Annotated in this window: 12 protein-coding genes, 1 riboswitch and 1 other annotated feature; of the genes, 7 read left to right on the forward strand and 5 right to left on the reverse strand. The window is 38.9% G+C overall.

Translation table 11 applies throughout. The features are described from left to right. The first annotated feature begins 124 nt into the window (after positions 1–124). Both QUF94_RS04275 and galE read left to right on the forward strand, forming a co-directional pair. A complete protein-coding gene (locus QUF94_RS04275) occupies positions 125–3727 on the forward strand; it encodes a CDP-glycerol glycerophosphotransferase family protein (protein ID WP_289314745.1) in 3603 nt (1200 codons plus the stop codon). 98 nt (positions 3728–3825) lie between these two features. Beyond that, positions 3826–4797: a UDP-glucose 4-epimerase GalE gene (gene galE / locus QUF94_RS04280; protein WP_289314746.1), complete on the forward strand. Its 972-nt coding sequence runs from the start codon at positions 3826–3828 to the stop codon at positions 4795–4797. Positions 4798–5848: 1051 nt separating this feature from the next. On the opposite strand, the gene QUF94_RS04285 is transcribed toward galE, so the two are convergent. Beyond that, the gene (locus QUF94_RS04285; RefSeq protein ID WP_289314747.1) at positions 5849–6673 is read right to left on the reverse strand and encodes an ATP-grasp domain-containing protein; all 825 of its coding nucleotides are present in this window, start codon (positions 6671–6673) and stop codon (positions 5849–5851) included. Between the two features lie 59 nt (positions 6674–6732). Next, positions 6733–6984: a binding site (T-box leader), on the reverse strand. A 160-nt stretch (positions 6985–7144) separates the two neighbouring features. Between QUF94_RS04285 and QUF94_RS04290 the strand changes: the two genes are divergently transcribed. Then, complete coding sequence (locus QUF94_RS04290; protein WP_289314748.1) at positions 7145–8041, forward strand: PhzF family phenazine biosynthesis isomerase; 897 nt, start codon at positions 7145–7147, stop codon at positions 8039–8041. Positions 8042–8256: 215 nt separating this feature from the next. Here the strand turns inward: QUF94_RS04290 and QUF94_RS04295 are convergent, their stop codons facing one another. Both QUF94_RS04295 and QUF94_RS04300 read right to left on the reverse strand, forming a co-directional pair. After that, positions 8257–8976: a pentapeptide repeat-containing protein gene (locus QUF94_RS04295; RefSeq protein ID WP_289314749.1), complete on the reverse strand. Its 720-nt coding sequence runs from the start codon at positions 8974–8976 to the stop codon at positions 8257–8259. Between the two features lie 16 nt (positions 8977–8992). Further along, positions 8993–9322, reverse strand: coding sequence for a PadR family transcriptional regulator (locus tag QUF94_RS04300; RefSeq protein ID WP_289314750.1), 330 nt, complete (start codon positions 9320–9322; stop codon positions 8993–8995). A gap of 247 nt (positions 9323–9569) precedes the next feature. On the opposite strand from QUF94_RS04300, the gene QUF94_RS04305 reads away from it, so the two are divergent. Both QUF94_RS04305 and QUF94_RS04310 read left to right on the forward strand, forming a co-directional pair. After that, positions 9570–10190: a class I SAM-dependent methyltransferase gene (locus QUF94_RS04305; protein ID WP_289314751.1), complete on the forward strand. Its 621-nt coding sequence runs from the start codon at positions 9570–9572 to the stop codon at positions 10188–10190. A gap of 458 nt (positions 10191–10648) precedes the next feature. Continuing rightward, positions 10649–11482 carry an STAS domain-containing protein gene (locus QUF94_RS04310; RefSeq protein WP_289314752.1) on the forward strand — a complete coding sequence of 278 codons (834 nt, stop codon included), beginning with the start codon at positions 10649–10651 and terminating at the stop codon, positions 11480–11482. Between the two features lie 144 nt (positions 11483–11626). On the opposite strand, the gene QUF94_RS04315 is transcribed toward QUF94_RS04310, so the two are convergent. Next, positions 11627–12283, reverse strand: coding sequence for a potassium channel family protein (locus QUF94_RS04315; protein WP_289314753.1), 657 nt, complete (start codon positions 12281–12283; stop codon positions 11627–11629). A gap of 23 nt (positions 12284–12306) precedes the next feature. Further along, positions 12307–13641, reverse strand: coding sequence for a TrkH family potassium uptake protein (locus QUF94_RS04320; protein WP_483313677.1), 1335 nt, complete (start codon positions 13639–13641; stop codon positions 12307–12309). 171 nt (positions 13642–13812) lie between these two features. Continuing rightward, positions 13813–13954, reverse strand: a riboswitch (cyclic di-AMP (ydaO/yuaA leader). Between the two features lie 333 nt (positions 13955–14287). Between QUF94_RS04320 and QUF94_RS04325 the strand changes: the two genes are divergently transcribed. Continuing rightward, positions 14288–14479, forward strand: a complete 192-nt coding sequence (locus tag QUF94_RS04325) for a hypothetical protein (protein WP_289314755.1) — start codon at positions 14288–14290, stop codon at positions 14477–14479. Positions 14480–14866: 387 nt separating this feature from the next. Next, positions 14867–16114 (forward strand): MFS transporter, encoded by a 1248-nt coding sequence (locus QUF94_RS04330; RefSeq protein WP_289314756.1) that lies wholly within the window; start codon positions 14867–14869, stop codon positions 16112–16114. Positions 16115–16159: the final 45 nt, after the last annotated feature.

A 16159-nucleotide genomic window follows, 5' to 3' on the forward strand; every position in this document is an offset into this window, starting at 1 on the left:
TTTAAGTTTAATAGAGTTTTAGAAAGATCTCCAACTATTGATCATTCATAGTTGTTATTTTTTGTTAATTAAATCATGATTTTGAATGGTGAATACTAAATTTATAAAAGGGGATGCCTATTTAGTGAATAAGAAGGTAATAAAAAGAAAAGTCGATTTCCTTAAACAGCCGCTTGCCAATTTCCTATTGAAGGAGAACCATCAGCGTGTAAATAGATATGCGAAGTATTTTGAGAAATTAAATGTGCAAAAAAACACGATTTTATATGAGAGTCGTGATGGAAACAGTATGACTGACAGTCCATACGCGATGTTTAAATATATGCTGGAAAAGCAAGACTTTAAAGATTTCATGCACATTTGGTCAATCCAGGATTTTGGTGCCCTCTCAGGTGTAATATCGAAGTATAAGGATATGCCGAATGTGAAATTTGTTCAACGTAATTCAAAGGAATATTTAAAGTGGTTGGCAACAAGTGAGTATTTAATCAATAACTCCACTTTCCAGTCCTTCTTCATACCTAAAAGCGATCAAATTTACATGAATACCTGGCATGGAACGCCCCTTAAGAATATGGGCTTTGATATACCCGGTAACCCTTCGGTCTCTCAAAACGTTGTAAGGAACTTTTTGAGTGCAGATTACATTTTGAGCCCTAATTCCCACACTACCAAAATATTTACAGATAGCTATAAGTTAAACGGATTGTATAAAGGTGAAATTATAGAAGAAGGATATCCGAGGATCGATTTAACGCTGAATACGAATCCAGGGGAGTATAAGGAATATCTAAGGACCCTGGGTTTGAACATCAGTGATGGTAAGGAGAATATTTTATATGCTCCGACTTGGAAGGGAACGAACCTTGCCAAAGTGGATAACGACCTTCTTCAAATCATTGCAGATATTAATTATTTACAAAGTCAAATCGGTGAACAATATAACTTATTCATCAAGGTGCATCCATTTCTATATAAAGAAGCTGCCAAGCATTCAGAAATCATGGATAGATTGATACCTGATCATGTGGATACGAATGAATTACTTGCTGCTGTTGATTTGCTTATCACGGATTATTCCAGTATTTTCTTTGATTTCCTTGTTACCAATAAGCCCATCCTATTTTACACATGGGATACGGACGTTTATACAGAACAAAGGGGACAGTATCTCCAAAATGATGAACTCCCAGGCCCGATGCTTTTTAACTCGAAAGAATTGGCTATCGCAATTAAAGATATCAATAATGTTAAATTGAGTTATTCCGATAAATATAAAAAGATGCAGGAAAAATTCACTAACCATGAGGATGGACATGTAACGGAGAGAATAGTCAACTATCTCTTCAATAAGTCTGCGAAAGAACTAAACACAATTACTGGCCTGGATTCCGCAAAGGAAAAAATATTAATTTATCCTGGAGGATTGAGGGATAACGGAATTACATCCTCTTTTCTTAACCTAATGAATAATATTGATTATGAGAAATATGATGTCAGCTGTTTTACTGCCACTCCTCACTCATACGAGGTTTTGAAAAATATGGACAAAGTAAATAAAAATGTGCGTTTTCTTTTTAAACCTGGCTTACCTGTGTATAAATTTTTGGAAGTCTATAAAGATAAATTCATCCATAACAGAGGGGAAAGAGGTTTCTTAGGGAAAAAGCTTTACCCGGAAAATGCCTATATTAGAGAACATGCACGTTTATTCGGTAAAACTAAATTTGATTTTGTTATCGATTTTAGTGGTTATAGCCATTATTGGGCTAAATATCTGCTAGCAGCAGATGCAAAAAAGAAAGTTTGTTATATGCATAATGATTTACTGTCTGATAGTGAGCGTATCATTAATGGAAAGAGACCTCACCGTATTAATCTAAGAGGGATTTTTTCTGTATATAATCGATTTGATAAGCTTGTAAGTGTTTCTGAGGGAACGATGGAATTAAACCGAAAGAACCTATTGGAGTATGCAGACTTTGATAAATTTGATTTCGTAATGAATTCCATCAACCCGGATAAAATCCTTCAACTCGAGTCAAATAACTCTGAAGTCAGCGATAATGATGAAGATGCATTGTCCACTGAAAACTTCAAAGCAAGAGCGATATTAAGGAATGTGAAGGATAATCAGGTTTGGAATACCCTTCCGGGAATTTCAAATGCCACTCAATTTCCTCTGGATGAACGATTTGAAGAAGCTGAAATCATGATCTCGAGGAAAGGCCATGCAGATCAAAATACTTTCTACAAATTCAGTCATAACAATCAAATAATTGGCTGGATTAGTGAAGAAGCTGTTGAGTTGTTGCCAGACAGCATTATTTACGAAAAGGAATTGGATAAAATTGCAAGGTTAGTAAGGCCTCGATCGAACTATATTTGGTCCATGCCATATAAGGTTGAAGGAACGTACAAGGTTTCTGGCAGTCAAGATTTTAAAGGGATCATTGTAAAAATTGATAGGGAAGTAAAGACCCAACATTCGATTTATAGCAGGATATCTGTGAAAAACAAGATAATAGGTTGGATAGATAATGCAGCTTTATCCATGCTTGAACATTGTACGATCAATGAAAACACGAGCTTAGGTGACAAGCTTCAAATCATGGTGAAAAGAAAGTATATAATATCCAGAAACTATAAAAACAATAAAAAATTCATTGATAAGATCGATAATAGAACGTTGAAGGAAATAAACACAGGTAATCAGAAGTACGGAAAAATAACGGAACCGGAAGACCATACAATCTGGACGAAGGCTTATCCGAATTACAAGGCTAAAAGAGTATCTAAGGCTATCGATTTTGAAGGGCAAATCGTCAAGATCATAAAATATAACAGAACCAGAAAAGGCGGCTATTACCTTTTCGAAATGGATAATAAGAGAATTGGCTGGTTGAATACAAGGGCATTCGAAATTATGGAAGAGCCAATACTGTTAAAAGAGCGGGAAGTGCACGGTACCGCAGAAATTAACTTGGGAGATTATAATATTTGGGATAAGCCTTATGGGTTACAAGATGCCATGGTCGTGGAGAATGGGCCAACCTTTAATGGCCGGATTGTGGAGTTCGATAAAGAAGCGGTTACTCAACTTGGTACTTATGCTCATATCTTATTAGACGGGATATCTCTAGGTTGGATAGATGAACAGGCGTTGATCGTACAAAAAGTGCATGGGTTGGAAGTAAACAATCAATTCGTTCCATTTCCTGATAAAAATGATTTCAATTTTGTCAATATGGGAAGGTTATCTCCTGAAAAAGGTCAGGATAATTTGATTCGTGCATTCGCAGGCTTTCATGAGAAATACAGTAATAGCAAGCTGTATATTTTAGGACAAGGTCCATTAAAGGAAGATTTGCAGGCAATCATTGATGAGCTGGAATTAAATGATTCCATTCATCTTTTGGGCCAGCTTGAAAATCCATTTTCGTTCATGGAAAAATGTGACTGTTTCGTTCTTTCATCACATTATGAAGGACAGCCTATGGTATTATTGGAGGCAATGACTTTAGGAATGAAAATCATGGCTACTGATATAGTTGCTAACCGAACCGTTTTGGAAAACGGTAAATATGGTTTACTTGTTGAAAATAGCATAAATGGACTTGAAAAAGGCTTATCTACTATGGTTAGTACTGATAATCCTAAACTAGAAAAGTTTGATTACAACCAATATAATGGATTAGCCATGGAAACCTTCAAAAAGTGCTTATAAAATAAGGGAGGGGCTCTTTTTCAATAAAAAGAGCCCCTCAAACTCTAAGGATATAAATAGGTTACGAATAAAGCTTAAAGTAAAAGGGGAAATTCTATATGATTTTGGTCGTTGGCGGTGCAGGATATATTGGAAGTCATCTTGTAAAAGAGTTAGTGAATACAGAAGAGGTTGTCATTCTGGATAATCTCTCAACCGGTTTTCGTTCGCTGGTCGATTCGAAGGCCATCTTGGTTGAAGGGAATTTAGGGGACGAAGCGGTTTTGAATGAAATATTCCTTAAATATCCCATTAAAGCCGTTATGCACTTTGCTGCTAATAGCTTGGTTGGTGAGTCTGTTCAAGACCCTTATAAATACTATGAGAATAATGTTGGTGCAACTCTTACATTATTGAATACCATGCTCAAGCATGATGTTAAGAATTTCATTTTTTCATCAACGGCAGCTACATACGGGATACCAAATGTAGATATGATTGATGAAGATCAGCCAACTAATCCGATTAATCCATATGGCCGCTCGAAATTGATGGTAGAGCAAATCTTAGGTGATTTTGCAAAGGCATATGGACTCCATTATGTCGTTTTGCGTTACTTTAATGCGGCAGGAGCACATGTATCGGCAGAAATCGGTGAAAGCCATGATCCGGAAACACACCTGATTCCTATCATTTTACAGCATTTATTAGGTCAACGTGATAAGATTTCCGTGTTTGGTACGGACTATGACACAGAAGATGGCACTTGCATCCGTGATTATATTCATGTAACGGATTTAGCTCAAGCTCATATAATCGCGCTTCAAGCCCTATTGTCCGGGAAGAAGGATACGGCCACCTACAATCTTGGGAATGGGAAAGGATTTTCGGTTAAGGATGTAATCGACACTTGCGAAAAAGTCACAGGAGTGAAACCGACCATAGAGTATGCAGACCGACGTCCTGGAGATCCAGCCCGTCTGGTTGCTTCTGCTAATAAGATATATGAAGAACTAGGATGGAAGGCATCAATAGATTTGGAAGAGATTATTGAAAGTGCATGGAAATGGCATAAATCTCAAATGAATTAAAGGTCCCTTTGGACTCGATAGTCGTTTCAGACTGTAGACAAACTCGAAGAAAAGCGAGTTTGCCTGCAGTTTTTTTATTTAAAGAAAGTTGCAGGTGATTTCAGAAACCCGCTCCCTTTCCGGCCAAGCCGACATACCTAAAACAATGAGGAAAACCTAAAAAAATAGCCCACCATAGAGGGAGGCCATCTCCAATATGTATTAATTATTCATATCTCTCCATTTTCTAGTTTTTTGTTTAAAAGTATATAATCATCTTTGTTAAAGGTTATCGCTGCTCTATCTAATCTATCTCCATTTGGATATAAATATAACTGTTGATTGAATTTTATACCTAAAGGTACGACTGTTAGGTTTTCGAGGAGAAATATTATCAGCTTTACAAAGTCTTTTTAATAGATTTTGATAATAATCATGATTTTGTTTCAAATTAACCACCTCATTTTTTATTAAATAAAGCTAGCTTTAGCGTACTTCGTTTAGACCCAATTAATATTATCGTTTGGACAATTTAATTGGGGAGTAGTAATGAGATCAGTCTTCTTACTTTATTCGAGCTACCGCGTACTTTATTCGACCGTCCCCGCGGTAATTCGAGCTACCGCGTGCTTTATTCGACCGTCCTCGCAGTTATTCGACCGTCCCCGCAGTAATTCGAGCTACCGCGTGCTTTATTCGACCGTCCCCGCAGTAATTCGAGCTACCGCGTGCTTTATTCGACCGTCCCCGCAGTAATTCGAGCTACCGCGTGCTTTATTCGACCGTCCCCGCAGTAATTCGAGCTACCGCGTGCTTTATTCGACCGTCCCCGCAGTAATTCGAGCTACCGCGTGCTTTATTCGACCGTCCCCGCAGTAATTCGAGCTACCGCGTGCTTTATTCGACCGTCCCCGCAGTAATTCGAGCTACCGCGTGCTTTATTCGACCGTCCCCGCAGTAATTCGAGCTACCGCGTGCTTTATTCGACCGTCCCCGCAGTAATTCGAGCTACCGCGTACTTTATTCGACCGTCCCCGCAGTAATTCGAGCTACACACACTTCATTCGACATACTAAGCTTCCAGTGCTTTCTGGATTGATTTTTTCAGGGATTTTACGAAATTCTGGCGTGTTTTATCGGTTAATTCCAACAAAGAAAGATAGGGATTTAAATCTTCCAGTTCAACTAATAATAGTTCACCATGCTCATTCCGGCACGCATCAACGCGTTGAATCCCCCAATCAAGGTTGTTCCATTCAATAAATCGTTGAGCAAAAGCTAGATCTTCTTCGGTAGGTACATATTCTTTCAATTCCCATCTTTTCTCTTTATCCGGTGCATAAAGAGCATACTGAAATTCTGTATCGATAAAGTAAAATGAGACTTCATATTCAAAATTGATAAATGGTTGTACCAATGTATTTTTCAATTCTGAATCAACTTTGCCATTCAATGCATCTTTCGTAACAAATTCCAAACCGATGGAATCCGCTCCATCTTTCGGCTTTACGATATACGTGTCTACATTAGGCAGTTTATCTAGGGAGTGAACCGTATCGATTGTTGGAATGACAGGAAATTGAGCATTCGTTAGTTCTATTAAGTATTCCTTTCCGTTCATATCAGCCTTTCCTATAAATGAATTGTAAGTTTTCAAATGATCGGTAGCCACTCTTTTACGGAATGCTTGATACTTATCTTTAAAATTCGCTACTGGACCAGCATTTCGAAATACAATTAGTTCAAAATCCTTTTCAAACGTTTCAATATCTTCAGGATGACAAATGACCAATTGAAAATCTTCCCTAAGTTTTGAAGTTAGATATAAATCCTCCTCGTAATAATTTCTTCCTTTTGCTTCATAGTTTAAATCTGTTACGAATAATAGTGTCTGCATTAGACCTTCACCTCTTTGCCTTTATTTCCATTGATTTAAATACAAAAAATCCCGTCTCATTAAGAGACGAGATTTGAACTCGCGGTACCACTCTTGTTTAATAAAATGCTTCGAAAGCAAATTACTACCTTTACGAACGTACAATAATACGTTGTCCCTTATAACGGGGGAAACCGATAAAGCTTACTAAAGATTCGGCTTTACTTCTCAGGGATGATCTTCGGTTATATTCTGGACACTGGCTTTCAGCAAAGCACCAGCTCTCTTTGGAACAGAAACTATAACGTACTTTTTCCCTTCATGGAATTTTAGATGAAATTAGATGAATTTGAGTCATTGTACAATAGTCAGAAAATAAAATCAATGGTTGTTTCTCTTAATATAGGTAAACTGGACGAAAAAGGGATTTTATAAAGAACATAGAATTACTATTCAAGAGAAGCACCATTCAGTTAATAGGAGATGTTAGATTTGAAAATGGTAAGGGTTTTTCATTACGATGCGTTCAGCAGTAAACCGAATAAAGGAAATCCGGCAGGTGTGGTTTTAGATGCGGATGGACTGACGGAGAAGGAAATGCAGGATATAGCGCTGAAGGTGGGGTTCAATGAAACCTCTTTTCCCATGGAGTCCGATATTGCCGATCTTAGAATCCGTTATTTTACACCAGGACACGAAATGAATCTTTGCGGACACGCGACAATGGCTGCCATTCATGCACTGAAGACCAGGGGATTATTGGATAAAGATGAGCTGATGATTGAAACGGGAGCGGGAATATTGCCAATCAAGATTCATACGACGGCTGATCAAGAACTATACATTACGTTGAAGCAGGCTACCCCAACGTTTGAAGAATTTAGCGGAGATAAGCGGGATTTAGCGAGTTCCCTCGGACTTGATATAGAAGATCTGGAAGCGGAATTACCTATTATTTATGGAAGTACAGGTTTATGGACTTTACTGATTCCGATAAATGACCTCAATGCATTCAAAAAGATGAAGGCGAACAATAAACTGTTTCCACAAATTTTAAAGGAAATGCCAAGAGCTTCTGTTCATCCCTTTTGCTTGGAAACGTACGATCAGGATGCCCATATGCATGCCCGGCATTTTTCCTCGCCATTTTCAGGTACGCTTGAGGACCCGGTTACAGGAACGGCTTCAGGTGTAATGGGAGCTTATTATGCAAAATACATAAAAGATGACCGTGAAAATGAGCTGCACCTGTTAATAGAACAGGGAAATGAAATCGGAAAAGATGGCAGGGTCCGCGTTACGGCTACAAAAACCCATGACAACTATGATATTGAAATCACAGGGAATGCTGTCTACGTGAATGAATTTGATGTGGAAGTCTCAAGGTGAATGCAGGGGAGGGTGGGCGGTTGAATGATGAGAAAGGTATATTGAAAATACGAAAAACCCTGTGCCAAGACGTTTCATGTCTTGGCACAGGGTTCTTGATGAATCATTCCCCCATGCTCATTCCTTTTAAAACGACCGCAGTCAGAAACACGGTCACGCAAATGATTGAGGTGGATACGACAATCGCTAACGGTAAAGTCATTGGAAATTCCTCCTTAGATGATGGTCACGCCGCTAAGATCAACCTTACCTCCATGTAAAAAGTTGTAAGTGAGTTTATCCATCGAAGCTCCCGTAAAGTCAATTTTCTTTAAATCGGACATCCGAAATTGAACATTGATGAGTGTGGCGTCGCGAAATGATGCCTTTTTCAATGAAGAACCCTCGAAAACGGTTTGGTTGAATGTTTCCCCATCAAATATAAGACCAGATAAATTACAGCTTTTAAAATGGGTTTTGTTATAAATGCTGTTCTTGAAAGTTACGCCTTTTAAATTGGCACTTTTAAATAAGGTACTAGTTAAATTGGCGTTTTCAAAGATGCAGTCATTTAAGTTACTGCTTTTAAATGTGCTGTTCGTCAGGTCCGAATGGCTGAAGTCGGAACGGCTTAAATCACAGGAATTAAATTTCCCATCATGCACGGAAACCGAGCGGAAGTCGGAATCCAATAAACGGTGTCTGGAATAGTCCATGGATATCGCCTGCTCAAGCTCGTTATACTGAAGGTTGAGTGATTCCATTAGCTCTGATACTTCTCCAATTGAATCCACAGTCAGCTTATAAGCTTCTTGCTCACTAGAGCCATTCCTTTTATGGTCATTGTATTTTTCCAGTAAGTTTTGCAGCAGTTCTTCTTCCAATTCCTTTGTGGTTTTTGCATTTTTGTACGGGGCAAAAATGCTATGAACATGTGCATGCAGTTTTTCAATCACATTTCATCTTCCTTTCTTACAAGAGGCGTTCAAGTATTCGCTTGGCCTGCTCCCAGTCATTTTTATTTTGCGTATATGTCTCTTCCCCGATTGGGGTGATTTTGTAATACTTCCTTCTTCCGCCTTGTGTAGCATCTCCCCAATAAGAGATGATGCAACCATCCTTTTCCAGACGTTTTAAACTGGAATACATCGTAGCTTCCTTTATTTCATATTGCTCATTTGAACTCACATATATCAGTTTGCTGATTTCATAACCATATTTATCGCCACTTTGCAGGAGTTTTAGAATCATCGTATCTACATGTCCGCGAAGCAAGTCAGAGGATAGTTTACGTTCAACCAAATCCTCACCTCCTTTGGTATATCTTATAATGTATTACTATGACAGTCAAGGTAATTTGTATAATATGGGGTGTGTCAGTTGGGGGCTTTATATTAGGAGGGTCGTTGATTATGAAAAGAAACATGTCTGTTATCGCGGACCACTGCGTCGCATACTATTTTTAATTTTACTAATTTGCCAGATGTAATATCCGCTTGGAAGGGATTTATTATGCTACATAGAAGAAGTATGTAAGGGGGTGGGGATGTTGAATAATTCGTGGAATAAAGTGATTTATAAGTTTTGGTCGCCGATTTATGATAATATCTTCAACTCTCATCTCTTTTTAGATGCCAGGAAAAGAATATTTGAAGAGATACATTTTCATGATAATGCGAAGGTTCTGTTTGTAGGCGTAGGTACGGGTGCCGATTTGGAGTTGATCAAGAACCTTGACCTTGAGATAACGGCGATAGATATATCAACCGATATGCTAAAAAAAGCGATGGGGAAATATGAAAATACAACGATCAATTTCCTGGAGATGGATGCACAGAATATGGAATTAGATAATGAATCGTTTGACTATATAGTTGGAAGTTTGGTCCTTTCCGTCGTACCTGATGCCAATCAATGCCTTCAGGAAATGATCAGGGTTTTAAAAGGAGAGGGGAAAATAATACTATTTGATAAGTTCATTTCTAAAGATGAACGGCTTTCATTACCCAAAAAGGTTCTGAGACCCATCATTGGATTGTTAGGTACAGATATTGGCTTGCGGTTTGAGGACTTGTTCAGTAGACATGAAATGAATATGAAAATTGAAGAAGATCGACCGATCATGCTGAATGGAATGTACAGAAAGATAATCATCAGTAAACGGATATGACATGTAAAGACCTATAAAGGTTGGAAACATTCTCGAAAATGAAAGGGCTCAACATGGAATAGTGTAGCTCAATGTCACTGAACGGAGGATCTGGGATCAGGTCCTTTTTTTGCGTGATAAAGAAAAGGGGCAGGATGGCGGTGAATTTGTTAACAAAAAATAAAAATGGTAAACTATAACAAAAAAATACGATTTGGTGAATGCCGCTTTACCAGAATGATAGATGAATGTTCTTGCAGATTTTTTTTTTTGAAAAATCAGTGGTTGTATGGTTTCAAAAACAGCTGGGAAGGTATATGGAATGAAGGGACCATTGGCATGGGATCTTAAGTATTGAAGCGGTTATCTTCGATGCTTCTTTTGTTGATAAAACGGTTAACTTTCAATACCCTGACAATGCTGATTCAGTCTTTAATAGCATTAGATATTATAAAAAAATTAAATAGGTGGAGGAGTTTATGCACAGAAATAAAGAACTATATTCCTTTTTATTAGGTGAGGCAGCTCAATTGACTGAGGATTGGTACGCAACATTGAATAAAAATGATAAGTCGGGGGTTTATAGCTCACCCGATCCCAAAGTGATTAAAAAACTGAAGCAACAAAATAATGAGTTCCACTTACATTTCTTTCAGATATTTGTTACAGAGGAAAGGGAATTCTTTAAGCGTCTTGATGAGTGGATTGAAGATATCGGTCAGGATGAGCAGCATTTAAACACACCCATCTATTTTATATTGAGGGAGTTTTTTCGAACGCAAGAGCAATATCTGGATTACATTGACCGATTTGTGGGATTGCATGGAGATCGATATACACGGGAGGAAGTAAATTCCTGGCATCGGATAGTGGTCAAGGTGTTCAGTGAAGTGATGGAGAGGTTTACGGAAGCGAATCATAAATATGCCAATAAAATTATGAAAGCCCAACAGGCCACGATCGATGAATTGAGCACGCCCATCATTTCCCTTAAAGATAATACCGCGTTGCTTCCCCTGATAGGCGATATTGACACGACGAGGGGCATGTCCTTGCTTGAAAACACCTTACAAAAGTGCGCTGAAAAAAATGTCACCAGGCTTTTCATTGACCTATCGGGCGTTCATGCAATAGATAGTGCATCCGCCCACCAACTGTCACAATTGATTGAATCCTTACATTTGATCGGAATTCATACAACCCTTTCAGGACTTCGGCCGGAAATAGCCATGACTGCCGTTAAGCTTCAACTGCCTTTTGATAAAGTGACGATAAAGTCCACTCTTGCCCAAGCGATCAGTACGATAAAATAATACATACATATACTTGGCAAGGGTATGCTCGTTATAAATTTCATCGAGAAGACCTCCATATGGCGGTCTTCTCGCATGTATAGGTGAATGCTACATTCAAAATAGGTGGCGGGCTCCATAAGGCAAGAGCCGGAACCTGCCAGATTATTCAATATTTGCAAAGACGGCTAGGTCTTCTTTATTGCCAACGACCAAAAGCATATCTTTTTCATGGATATCCTGATCTGGTGACGGTGCTATGATAATTTCTCCATTACTCACGATGGCAATGACGCTGATATTATATTTTGCGCGTAAATCAAGTTCCCTGAGGCTTTTTCCCTTCATACTCATGGGGAGGATGATTTCCTCGATATTGTATTCTTTAGACAGCTCTATATAGTTCAGCATGTTAGGGAACAGGAGCTGGTTCGCGACCCGTTCCCCCATATCCCTCTCAGGATAGATGACCCAGTCGGCACCAACTTTAGTGAGCACCTGACCGTGATTTTTATTAAGTGCTTTGGCAATGACCTTTTTAACCCCAAGCTCTTTTAAAAGCAAGGTAGTCAAAATGCTTGATTGCATATCATTTCCGATGGCTACGATGACACAATCGAAATTACGAATCCCGATGGATTTCAATGTCTCTTCTTCAGTGGTATCCGCCATGACTGCATGGGTAACGCTCAGTTCTGCATTCTCGACTCTTTCTTCGCTGATATCAATACCCAATACCTCTTGGCCAGCGGTATATAATCTATCTGCCACACTGCTTCCGAATCTGCCTAAACCGATTACGGCATATTGTCGTTTTCCCATCATTTACACTCCTTCATTTATGGTTAACCAATCATGATTTTCCCTTTTGGATGACGGAAGGGATCTGGCTTACGCCTCATTGCGATGGCGAAGGCAAAAGTCAAAGGACCCACCCGGCCTGCAAACATCGTGAAAATGATGAGCATTCGGCCAACCGGTGATAATTCGGGGGTCAAACCCATTGAAAGTCCCACTGTGGCGAATGCTGAAGTGGCTTCAAATAAAATCATCAAGAAATCACTTCCACTTTCTGTGATGGTCAGCAGAATGGAAATGATTGAAACAAGGAAGACCCCGATGAATGTAACGGATAATGCTTTAAAGATGGTTTCATTCAAAATGCGGTGACGGAATAATACCACATCGCCCTTTCCTTTAATCTGTGACCAAACCGTTCCAAGAAGCGTCGCAAATGTTGTTGTTTTAATCCCGCCGCCAGTCGATCCGGGTGAAGCCCCAACGAACATCAAGAAAATGATGAGCAGTAATGTAGGTTGAGTTAAATCAGGGATATTCAACGTATTGGAGCCTGCTGTCCTTGGTGAAACCGATTGAAATAAAGACGATAACGTTTTACCCATGAAAGATAAAGGCTGCAATGTTTTGGCATTACCGAACTCGAATAAAAAGATTAAAATTGCGCCGACGATTGTAAGGGTCAAGCTAGTCATCAGAACAACCTTCGTATGTACGGATAAACGATGGGTTTCACGATATTCGTATAGTTCATTCATTACGATAAAACCTATTCCGCCAAACGTGATGAGGAAGGCGACGGTAAGGGTTACGAATGGGTCCGATACATAAGGGGTCAAACTCCTGAATTCCCCCATTAAATCAAAGCCGGCGTTATTGAAATTCGATATGGAATGAAAAACCCCGTAATAGATCGCCTTGCCGATTGGCATGTCAAAAGAAAAGCGGATCGATAAGATCAGGGCACCCACGCCTTCAATGATGGCCGTGAAAATTAAAAGCCGTTTTACTAACTTGACTACACCTGCCATGGATAGATTATTTAAAGACTCCTGCAAGAGTAACCTGCCTTTTAAAGAAATCTTTTTGCCTAATAAGAAAAAGAAAAACGTGGCAAATGTCATGAACCCTAGGCCGCCTATCTGAATCAGTGTTAAGATGACCAACTCACCAAAGGTGGTGAAAGTCGTCCCCGTATCCACCACGACAAGCCCTGTTACACATGTAGCGGAGGTTGAGGTGAATAAAGCATCCAGAAAAGAAAGACCATTCCCATTTTCAGTCGAAATCGGCAGGGTCAGCAAATAGGCCCCAATAAGTATCAGGATGGCAAAGCCGAGTACAAGGATTTTTGGCGGATCCAATAAATTTTTTGTTTTTATCAAATGATCATCCCTACCTATAAAAATATTGTGTAAAACTTATGAAATCTTAACCATCAATCCTCTTTATGAATCTTTTTCAAAGCATAATAAAAAGACCTGCGAAAACATCGAAAGGCTATTTTGCCACAAAAAGCGTGAAAAAAAAGCTCCCGAAATAGGCGGTCTTATGACCTCCTTCGCTTTAGCCGACGAAGTTAGCTGACGGGTAGGATGGCGAAAGAGCTGATCTCATCCCTTCTGCAAGGCAGAATTAACCCCAAATGATTGGGTCCTCCGTACTCAATTCCTTGAGTTTTGGCCGAAATGCATTAAATTGATAAACGTATTCTACTCCCATCATTTAGCAGTTGTAAACCCCTAAAGTGTAAAAAAATATTTCTTTAACAAAACTGAAAATTTACGTTTTATTTACATTTGAAAAACGTATTGACAAATATTAGTTAGCACATTATGATAGGTTCGATTAATCCGAATATGTTAACCAACATCGATGTACTTTATTCAACACTTTCAAGTAGAACATGTCATTGCAAATCTATTTTCTAATATAAATAAATTATTTTTCTTTTGAAAATCATAAAGAAAAAAAGTATGGCATTCTTATTAAAAGGTTTTAAACATTTTATAAAAAAGGCGGGCAATTATGGAGAAGACGTTCAATAGATATGTTATTAACGCTACAGGCAAGGGTGGACAGACATATTTAACACAATGCCAGGATAAAGATGCACTAAGGAAATGGATAGCCGATCATGAGGATCAAATCATAATGAATGAGTTAAGGATAACGGATAAGAAAAAGAATCCGTTGTTAAAATTGTTTTCTCTAAGGTAAATCAACTGAAATTATGTCATCCTGTGTACTATCCGGGAACTAGAGCGAAAAATCCATAACTTGTTTTGCTTTTAAACTCATTTATTTTTGAATGAGTTTTTTTGCGTTGAAAATTATGACGTTTACACTATTAATACAATAATGTTAAAATTTAGAAAATGATGAATATGGATGTAATGAAGAGAAAGCAAATGAAATGACCACTTTTCAGAGAGCACCGTCAACTGGAAGGAGTAGTAAGCATAAATTGAAGCAATTCTCGGGAAGGGTATGCTGTGACGGGATCTTCCGTTATGGTGCATAGTAACACCGCACTATTGATCTCGTCCCCCGAGAAGCCTTTCCTGGGGATGGGATTTATATTTCCTTTTCTAAGGAGGAGAAGCGTTGACATTCAAAAATTTATTAGTAGCTTGGAAATATCCCTCCATTCTATTGTGCGGCATCGGGATTTCGAACTTTGGTGCATGGGTTTATTTTATTGCACTTAATTTAATCGTGCTGGATATGACTGATTCAGCTTTAGCGGTAGCTGGACTTTATATCGTTAAACCGATGGCTGCCATATTTACGAATGTTTGGGCAGGCAGCGTGATCGACCGGATAAATAAGCGGAATCTTATGGTGGCACTTGACCTATTTCGAGCGGTATTCATAGCCTTGCTGCCATTGACTTCTTCTATTTGGGTCATCTATTCCCTTGTCTTGGTGATCAATATGGCAGGGTCCATGTTTGTAACGACATCCAGGTCGTATATAACAAAATTAATACCCATTGAACAGAGGAAACGATTTAACTCGTTGCGAAGCTTAATGGATTCTGGGGCTTTTTTGATTGGACCTGCGATAGCGGGTCTCCTTTTCTTGATCGGTACACCCGTTATAGCCATTTACATTAACGCGGCTGCCTTATTATTATCCGGCATCATAACTCTATTCATGCCCAATCTTGAAAAGGAACGTTCCCTTGAACAAACCAGTCATTACCTGTCTTGGACCATCATGAAAAAGGATTGGGGCATCGTCATGGACTTCAGCCGGAAATTTTCCTATATCATGCTCATTTATTTCTTATTCAGCTGCATGGTAGTAATGGAAACGGCCATGGATTCCCAAGAAGCGGTGTTTGCCAAGGCCGTGCTCCTTTTGTCTGACAGCGATTACGGATTCCTTGTAAGCATCGCCGGGGCAGGCATCATTGCGGGTGCAATAGTCAACGCGATATTCATTAATAAAATACCAATATCGTACCTAATTGGACTTGGATCTTTATTTGTATCGATAGGTTATGTGATCTATGCCCTTTCAAATTCCTTTTCGATGGCCGCCATCGGATTTTTCATCATTGCCTTTTCACTGGCTTTTGCCAACACAGGCTTTCAAACATTTTATCAAAATAATATTCCAGTGGAGATTATGGGGAGGGTTGGAAGTATTTTTGGCTTGTTGGAAGCTTTACTGATCATCATGACTACAGCGATTGTTGGTGTCTCAGCTCATTTCATTTCGATTAGGTTCGTGGTCATTTCAGGTACCATGATCATGTTCGCCGTATCAATTTTACTGTCCATACTTAGTATGAAGGCCTCGAAGAGCAGGTATTATTCCGTTGGGAATGCCGGGGAAAAGATGTAAGTTCTTATAAAAGGCATGTAAATGGAACATGCCTTTTATAAAAAG

The sequence above is a fragment of the Peribacillus sp. NJ4 genome, assembly GCF_030348345.1.
Classification (GTDB): domain Bacteria; phylum Bacillota; class Bacilli; order Bacillales; family DSM-1321; genus Peribacillus.